Here is a 7,861-nt window from a genome sequence, read left to right as displayed (position 1 = left end):
GGCCGGACGCGGTGCGCCGGCGGCGCCGGAGGACGGTTCACGCGGCGCCGACGCGCCCGCCGAGGGCGTCGAGCAGCCGGGGCACGATCCGGTTGACGGTCCCGCAGCCGAGGGTGACGACGAAGTCGCCGGGGCGGGCGATCCGGGCGACGAGCTCGGCCGCGTCGTCCCACTCGGCCGCGTAGTCGACCGCAGCGGGGTCGCGGAAGCGGGAGGAGACGAGCTCCCCGGTCACACCCGGCACCGGGTCCTCGCGGGCGCCGTCGACGTCGAGCACGATCGTGTGGTCCGCGGTGCGCTCGAGCACCTCGGCGAAGCGGCCGGCCATCGCCTGCGTGCGGGAGTAGAGGTGCGGCTGGTGCACGGCGATGATCCGCCCCTCGCCGGCGACCGTCCGGGCCGCGGTGAGCGCCGCGTCGACCTCGGCCGGCAGGTGGGCGTAGTCGTCGTAGACGCTGACCCCGTCGGCCCGCCCCTGCAGGTCGAAGCGGCGGCCCGTGCCCCCGAAGCCGGCCACGGCGTCCGCGGCCTCGCGGAGGCCGTACCCGAGGCCGAGCAGCACGGCGACGGCGCCGGCGGCGTTCAGCACGTTGTGGCGGCCGGGCACGCGCAGCCGGATCGGCACGCGCTCACCGCCGGAGGTCAGCACGCCGGCCGCCGGACCGGCGGTCGTCACGTCGCTGACGCGCACGTCCGCGTCCTCGGCCTCGCCGTAGGTCCGCACCGGCCGCTGCCCGATCCGCTCCCGCACGCGCCTCGCGCCCGGGTCGTCGGCGTTGATCACGAGCAGCTCCGCCGCCTGCGAGCCGAAGGCGACGAAGGCGTCGTCGAACGCCTGCTCGGTGCCGTAGTGGTCCAGGTGGTCGGCGTCGACGTTCAGCACCAGCGCGATCGCGGTGTCGTAGAGCAGGAAGGAGCCGTCCGACTCGTCCGCCTCCACCACGAACACGCCGCCGGAGCCGAGGCGCGAGGAGGTGCCGAAGTCCTTGATCACGCCGCCGTCGACGAAGCCGGGGTCGGCGCCGAGGGCGTCGAGCGCGACCGCGATCATGCCCGTGGTCGTCGTCTTCCCGTGCGCGCCCGCGACCGCGACGAGCCGGTCGCCGCCGACCAGCGCCTTCAGCGCGTGGGAGCGGTGGAGCACCGGCACGCCGCGCCGGCGCGCCTCGAGCAGCTCCGGGTTGTCGGGCCAGAGCGCGCTCGTGACGACGACCGCGTCGACGTCGCCCACGTTGTCCGCGGCGTGCCCGATCGTGATCACGGCGCCGGCCTCGCGCAGGCGGTCCGTGTAGGCGTTGCGGGTCCGGTCCGAGCCGCTCACCCGCGCACCGCGCTCGAGGAACAGCCGCGCGATGCCGTTCATGCCGGAGCCGCCGACGCCGACGAAGTGGACCTTCTCGAGCCGGGCCGGGACCGGCACGGACAGGTCCGGCTTGATCGTCATGCGCCCGAGGGTACGCGGCGGCCCCGCTCCAGCCCGGCGCGCGCCAGGCGCGTCATCCGCGCCGCCCCGTCCCGGACGCCGTCGCCGAGGGCCGCCGCCGTCATCGCGGCCAGGCGCCCGGGATCGGCCAGCAGCGGCAGCACCACCTCGGCGAAGCGCTCGGGCGTGAAGGCCGCGTCCGGCTCGAGCAGCGCGCCGCCCGCCGCGACGACCCCCGCAGCGTTGAACCGCTGCTCGCCGTTGCCGACCGCGTAGGGCACGTAGACGGCGGGGAGGCCGAGCGCGGCGAGCTCCGCGACCGTCGAGGCGCCGGCGCGGCAGACGGCGAGGTCGCTGGCCGCGAGCACGAGGTCCATCCGGTCCGCGTAGGGCAGCAGCCGGTACCCGGGCACGTCCGGGTCCGCCAGCTCGAAGCGGGCGCCGCCGAGGTGGAGGACCTGCCAGCCGGCGTCGACGACGGTGCGGGCGTTGGCGAGCGCGGCGGTGTTCAGGCGCTGCGCGCCGAGCGAGCCGCCGGTGACGAGCAGCACCGGGCGCTCGGGGTCGAGCCCCAGCTCGCGCCGGGCGTCGGCACGGAGCCCGGCGCGGTCGAGGTCCGCGATCTCGCGCCGCAGCGGCATGCCGACGACGGTCGCGTGCGGCAGCGGCGTCCCGGCGAAGGTGACGCCGACCGACCGGGTGAACCGGGCGCCGAGCCGGTTGCCGAGCCCGGGCTTCGCGTTCTGCTCGTGCAGCGCGAACGGCACCCGGGACGCGAGGGCCGCGAGGTAGGCGGGCGCCGCCGCGTAGCCGCCGAAGCCGATCACCCCGTCGATCCCGCGCTCCGCGAGGTACCGGCGGGTCAGCGCGATCGAGCCCGTCACGGCGCGCGGGAAGCGCAGCGCGGCGGCGTCGGGTCGCCGCGGGAAGGGCAGGCGCGGGATCACCAGCAGCTCGTAGCCGCGCTCCGGCACGAGCCGCGCCTCGAGCCCCTCGGCGGTGCCGAGCACGAGCGCCTCGTCGCCCTCGTCGACGAGGCGGTCCGCGACCGCGAGCAGGGGGTTCACGTGGCCGGCGGTGCCGCCGCCGGCGAGCAGCCACCGGGTCATGAGCGGCCCGCGAACGCGCGGCCGGCGGGATGCTCGGGGTGCCGCGGGCTCGCCGCGACGGTGCGGTCGGCCAGCGCCATCAGCACCCCGACGAGCAGCAGGGTCGCGATCAGGGAGGAGCCGCCCGCGGAGACGAAGGGCAGCGGCACGCCGAACACCGGCGCGACCCCGACGACGACCGCGAGGTTCGCGAACGCCTGCCCGACGAGCCACGCGAGCGTCATGCCGGCTGCAGCGCGGGTGAAGCGGTCGCTCGTGCGGCCCGCGATGCGGATGCAGACGACGGCGACGGCGACGAAGCACCCGATCAGCACGGCGAGGCCGAGCAGCCCGGTCTCCTCCCCGATCACCGCGGCGATGAAGTCGTTGTCGGCCTCCGGCAGCCAGAACCACTTGGAGACCGAGTTGCCGATGCCGACGCCGGTGAGCCCGCCGTTCGCGAGGGCCCACTCGGCCTGCTTCGTCTGCCAGCAGGTGCCGAGCAGGTCGGTGCAGCCCGCGCTCCACGCGGCGAGGCGGTCGGTGCGGGAGGCGTTCGCCTGCGCGAAGCCCCACAGCACGGCGGCGGCGCCGACGCCGAGGACGCCGAGGACGGGCAGGCGGACGCCGCCGAACATGAAGCCGCCGACGGCGATGAGCGCGAGGATCAGGCAGGTGCCGAGGTCGTGGCCGAGGTAGACCGCGCCGATCGCCACGGCGGACAGCAGCAGCGGCGGCAGCAGCCCCTTCACCCCGAGGCGCTCCCCCGGTCGGCGCTGGAAGAAGGCCGCGAGCGCGAGGACGAGGCTCAGCTTCACGAACTCCGACGGCTGGACGCTGACGCCCGCGATGCGGATCCAGTTCTGGTTGCCGCCGATGCTCGTGCCGAGCGGGGTGGTCGCCGTCAGCACCTGCAGGCCCACCGATGCCGCGAAGGCGATCGGGGCGAGGCGCAGCAGCGCCGCGGGCCGCAGCCGGGTCGCGACGACGAGCATCGCGCCGACGCCGAGCACGGCGGCGACGCCCTGCGTCGCGAAGTCGCCGTACGGGTCGCCCGCGACGCCCGCCTCCTCGACGCTCGAGGCGGACAGCACCATCAGCAGGCCGAAGCCGGTCAGGAACAGCGCCAGCGCGCTGAGCGCGAGCGCGTCCGGCCCCGCGAAGCGCTCGAGCGGGGGCAGCGCGATCCGCATCGTGACCGCGCCGCGCCGCACGGGCAGCCGCACGACGGGACGGGGCGCCGCCTCGGTCGGCGGCGGGTCCAGCCGGGTCACGCGTCCGGCCCGAGCGCGTCCCGCACCGCGGCCGCGAAGCGCCGGCCGCGGTCGGCGTAGTCGGTGAACTGGTCCATGGAGGCCGCGGCCGGGGCCAGCAGCACCACGTCGCCCGGGCCGGCGAGCGCTCGCGCGGCGTCGACGGCGAGCGGCATCACGCGGTCAGTGTCCACGGGCGGCACGGCGGCCACCGGCACGTCCGGCGCGTGTCGGGCGAGCGCCGCGGCGAAGTCGGCCTGGTCGACGCCGATCAGCACCACCCCGGCGAGCCGCGGGGCCGCGGCCTCGACGAGCGGTGCGACGTCGACGCCCTTCGTCAGCCCGCCGGCGATCCAGACGACGCGCTCGAACGAGCCGAGCGAGGCCGCGGCCGCGTGCGGGTTCGTCGCCTTGCTGTCGTCCACCCACCGCACGTCGCCCTGCAGCGCCACCGGCGCGATGCGGTGGGCGTCCAGCCGGAAGGCCGTCAGCGCGTCGCGGATCGACGCCGCCGGCACGTCCACCGCGCGGGCGAGGGCGGCGGCGGCGAGCACGTCGGCGACGACGTGGGGCGCGGAGAGCCCGGCGGCGTCGAGCGCGGGCAGCGTCGTCAGCTCCTGCGCGCTCGTCAGCCGCTGGGCGATGAAGGCGCGGTCGACGAGCACCTCCTCCACGATCCCGACGTCGCCGACGCCCGGGACCCCGCGGGTGAAGCCGATGGCGCGGCAGCCCTCCACGACGTCCGCGTCGCGCACCAGCTGCTCGGTGACCGGGTCCTCGACGTTGTAGACGCACGCCACCTGCGTCCGCTCGTAGACGCGCCCCTTCGCCGCCCGGTAGGCCTCGGGGCCGCCGTGCCAGTCGAGGTGGTCGTCCGCGATGTTCAGGCAGGCGGAGGCGACCGGGCTGACCTGCTCCATCCAGTGCAGCTGGTAGCTCGACAGCTCCACGACCAGCACGTCCCAGCCGTCCGGCTCGCGGATCGCGTCGAGCACCGGGCTGCCGATGTTGCCGCACGCCCGGGCGCGGAGCCCGCCGGCCTGCAGCATCGCGGTGGTCAGCTGCGTCGTGGTCGTCTTGCCGTTCGTCCCGGTGATCGTGATCCAGCGGGCGGGCTCGCCCTGCTTGTCGCGCAGCCGCCAGGCCAGCTCCACGTCGCCGAGCACCGGGACGCCCCGCTCGGCCGCCCAGACGAGCGCGGGGACGTCGGGGTGGTAGCCGGGGCTCACCACCACGAGGTCGGGCTCGAACGCCGAGAGCGCGTCGCGCTGGGCGCCCGCATCGCCGAGCTCGAGCCGGACCCCGATCACGTCGAGCAGCGCGGTGCGCTCGTCGGTCGCGCGCTCGGCGACCACGAGCACCTCGCAGCCGAGCTCCGCGAGCGTGTCCGCCGCGGCGAACCCGACGACGGCGGCGCCCAGCACCCCGACCCTCAGCCCGCGCCAGTCCGCGCGCCAGCCGTTCAGCCGGTCCAGGTCCGCGACCATCGGGCCTCCCTCCGCTCGGTCCTCATACGGCCCGCGAGAGCCACTCGAGGTAGAACAGCCCGACGCCGAACGCCGCGAGCAGCCCGCCGACGATCCAGAACCGGACGACGACCGTCACCTCCGCCCAGCCCTTCAGCTCGAAGTGGTGGTGCACCGGGCTCATCAGGAAGATGCGCCTGCCCCGCGTCGCCTTGAAGTACGCCCGCTGCAGGATCACCGAGCCCGGCTCGATGACGAAGAGGCCCGCGATGAAGAGCAGCAGCAGCTCGGTGCGGGACAGCATCGCGAGGGCCGCGATCGCCCCGCCGAGCCCGAGCGAGCCGGTGTCGCCCATGAAGATCTGCGCGGGCGACGTGTTCCACCAGAGGAAGCCGACGAGGGCGCCCGTGATGCACGCGGCCACGACGGCGAGGTCGAGCGGGTCGCGCACGTCGTAGCAGAGCCCGACGTTGTCGATCACCCGCTTGCTGAAGCAGCTCTGGTTGTACTGCCAGAACCCGATGATCACGTAGCCGCCGATCGAGAAGATCGACGCCCCGGTGGCGAGCCCGTCGAGCCCGTCGGTCACGTTCACGCCGTTCGACGTGGACGTGACGATGAGCCAGACCCAGATGACGAGCAGGATCACCCCGAGGGTGGCGCCGAAGATCGCGGTGAGGCTGAGCACCGACCCGTCGAACCACTGGTCGCGGACGATCGAGATGCGCGTCGACAGCGGGGTCACCGTGAAGACGGCGCCGTCCGAGCGGGTCCCGGTCCTCGGGAACTGGAGCGCGAGCAGGGCGAACAGCGTGGCGACGAGCACCTGGCCGAAGATCTTCGCCCAGCCGCCGAGCCCCAGGCTGCGCTGCTTGCGGGTCTTCAGGAAGTCGTCCACGAAGCCGACGCCGCCGAGCCCGACCATGAGGAGCAGCACGAGCAGGCCCGACACCGTGATGCCGAACGCCTGGTCGGGCCGGCCGCTCGTCAGGTGGCCGGCGAAGTAGCCGACGATCGAGGCGAGGATGAAGACGAGGCCGCCCATGGTCGCGGTCCCGCGCTTCGCGTGGTGGCTGACCGGCCCGTCGTCGCGGATGAACTGGCCCCACTGCAGGCGGTGGAAGAGCCGGATGAACAGCGGCGTGAGCAGCAGCGTGAAGAGCAGGGAGACCGCGGCCCCCGTCAGCAGCGCCTGCACTAGGCGTCCCGCCAGCGCGCGCCGAGGCGGTCGCCCAGGTGGCGGAGACCGGCCGCGTTCGAGGACTTCACGAGCACGGTGTCGCCCGGGCGGACCAGCCGCTCGAGCAGCGCCTCCGCCTCGTCCATCGTCTCCGCGTAGACGCTCTCGCCGTCCCAGGAGCCCTCAGCGGACGCCGAGAGGTGGAGGCGGCGCGCCTCCGGGCCGACGACCACGAGCTGTCCGATGTTCAGCCGCACGGCGAGCAGCCCGACGCGGTCGTGCTCCTCCCCCGCCTGCTCGCCGAGCTCGGTCATCGCGCCGAGCACCGCGACGCTGCGGCCGGGCGCGATCGTGACGAGCGACTTCAGCGCCGCGGCCATCGAGTCCGGGGAGGCGTTGTAGGCGTCGTTGACGACCGTCACCGGGCCGTCGGCGAGCACCTCCATGCGCCACCGCTCCGCGCGCACGACGGCCTCGAGCCCGGCGACGACCGTGTCGGGGTCGACGCCGAGCGCGGTCGCGGCCGCGGCGGCGGCCATCGCGTTCGACACGTGGTGCTCGCCGAGCACCTTGAAGCGGACGGGCCGCTCGGCGCCGCCCGGCAGCACGAGCGTGAAGGCGGTGCCGCTCGCGGACGACACGACGTCGCGCGCGGTGGTGCCGCCGTCCGCCGGGTCGGCGGTCAGCCCGAACCAGGCGACGCGGGCACGCGTCATCCCGGCCATCGCGGCGACCCTGGGGTCGTCCCGGTTCAGCACCGCGACCGCGTCCTCGGGCAGGTCCACGACCATCTCCGCCTTGGCGACGGCGGTGCGCTCGATGCCCCCGAAGCCGCCGGCGTGGGCCATGCCCACCTTGAGCACGATGCCGACGTCCGGGGTCGCGAGGCGGACCAGGCGCGCGATCGCGCCCATGGCGGAGGCGCCCATCTCGGCGACGAGGAACTCCGTGTCCGCCTCGACCTGCAGCATCGTCGTCGGGCCGCCGACCTCGTTGTTGAACGAGGCGCGGGACGCCGTGGTCGGGCCGACCCGGCCGAGGATCTCGCGGAGCAGGTTCTTGGTCGTCGTCTTGCCGTTCGAGCCCGTCACCCCGACCACGCGCAGGCGGCCGGCGGCGCGCACGCGCGCGACGACGGCCTTCGCGAGGGCGGCCAGCGCCTCCGTCGCGTCGACGACGACGACCTGCGGCACCGGCAGGGGCAGCGGCCGCTCCACGACGAGCAGCGCGGCGCCCGACTCCACCGCGGAGGCCGCGAAGTCGTGCCCGTCCATCGCCTCGCCGACGCGCGCCACGAACACGCCGCCCGGCACGACCTCCCGGGAGTCGGTCTCGACCGGGCCGCCCACGACGGTGGCGGGACCGGCGTCGGTCCCCTCCAGACGCAGGGCTCCCCCGACGGCCTCGGCGATCTCGTCCAGTCGCAGGTCGATCACGGGCGCGGATCCGAG

6 protein-coding genes are annotated in these 7,861 nt (G+C 75.3%); all 6 read right to left on the bottom strand.

Going from position 1 to position 7,861, the window contains the following annotated elements:
* Positions 1–37: 37 nt before the first annotated feature.
* From murC to ACFSBI_RS04535, 6 genes are read right to left on the bottom strand one after another with little or no spacing between them, the layout of a single operon-like run.
* Positions 38–1,444 (bottom strand): UDP-N-acetylmuramate--L-alanine ligase, encoded by a 1,407-nt coding sequence (gene murC / locus ACFSBI_RS04560; RefSeq protein WP_377932475.1) that lies wholly within the window; start codon positions 1,442–1,444, stop codon positions 38–40.
* Complete coding sequence (locus ACFSBI_RS04555; RefSeq protein ID WP_377932473.1) at positions 1,441–2,532, bottom strand: UDP-N-acetylglucosamine--N-acetylmuramyl-(pentapeptide) pyrophosphoryl-undecaprenol N-acetylglucosamine transferase; 1,092 nt, start codon at positions 2,530–2,532, stop codon at positions 1,441–1,443. The genes murC and ACFSBI_RS04555 overlap by 4 nt, the downstream gene beginning before the upstream one ends.
* Positions 2,529–3,785 (bottom strand): FtsW/RodA/SpoVE family cell cycle protein, encoded by a 1,257-nt coding sequence (locus ACFSBI_RS04550; RefSeq protein WP_377932471.1) that lies wholly within the window; start codon positions 3,783–3,785, stop codon positions 2,529–2,531. The genes ACFSBI_RS04555 and ACFSBI_RS04550 overlap by 4 nt, the downstream gene beginning before the upstream one ends.
* Entirely contained in the window at positions 3,782–5,251 is a 1,470-nt protein-coding gene (murD, locus tag ACFSBI_RS04545) for a UDP-N-acetylmuramoyl-L-alanine--D-glutamate ligase (RefSeq protein ID WP_377932469.1), read from the bottom strand. The genes ACFSBI_RS04550 and murD overlap by 4 nt, the downstream gene beginning before the upstream one ends.
* A 22-nt stretch (positions 5,252–5,273) precedes the next feature.
* Entirely contained in the window at positions 5,274–6,428 is a 1,155-nt protein-coding gene (gene mraY / locus ACFSBI_RS04540; RefSeq protein WP_377932467.1) for a phospho-N-acetylmuramoyl-pentapeptide-transferase, read from the bottom strand.
* Positions 6,428–7,846: a UDP-N-acetylmuramoyl-tripeptide--D-alanyl-D-alanine ligase gene (locus tag ACFSBI_RS04535; protein ID WP_377932465.1), complete on the bottom strand. Its 1,419-nt coding sequence runs from the start codon at positions 7,844–7,846 to the stop codon at positions 6,428–6,430. Before ACFSBI_RS04535 ends, mraY begins: the two co-directional genes overlap by 1 nt.
* Positions 7,847–7,861: the final 15 nt, after the last annotated feature.

The organism is Amnibacterium endophyticum, from assembly GCF_042680685.1.
Lineage (GTDB): Bacteria > Actinomycetota > Actinomycetes > Actinomycetales > Microbacteriaceae > Amnibacterium > Amnibacterium endophyticum.
Note: the sequence above shows the minus strand (reverse complement) of the source record. Positions and strands in the feature narration are given on the sequence as shown.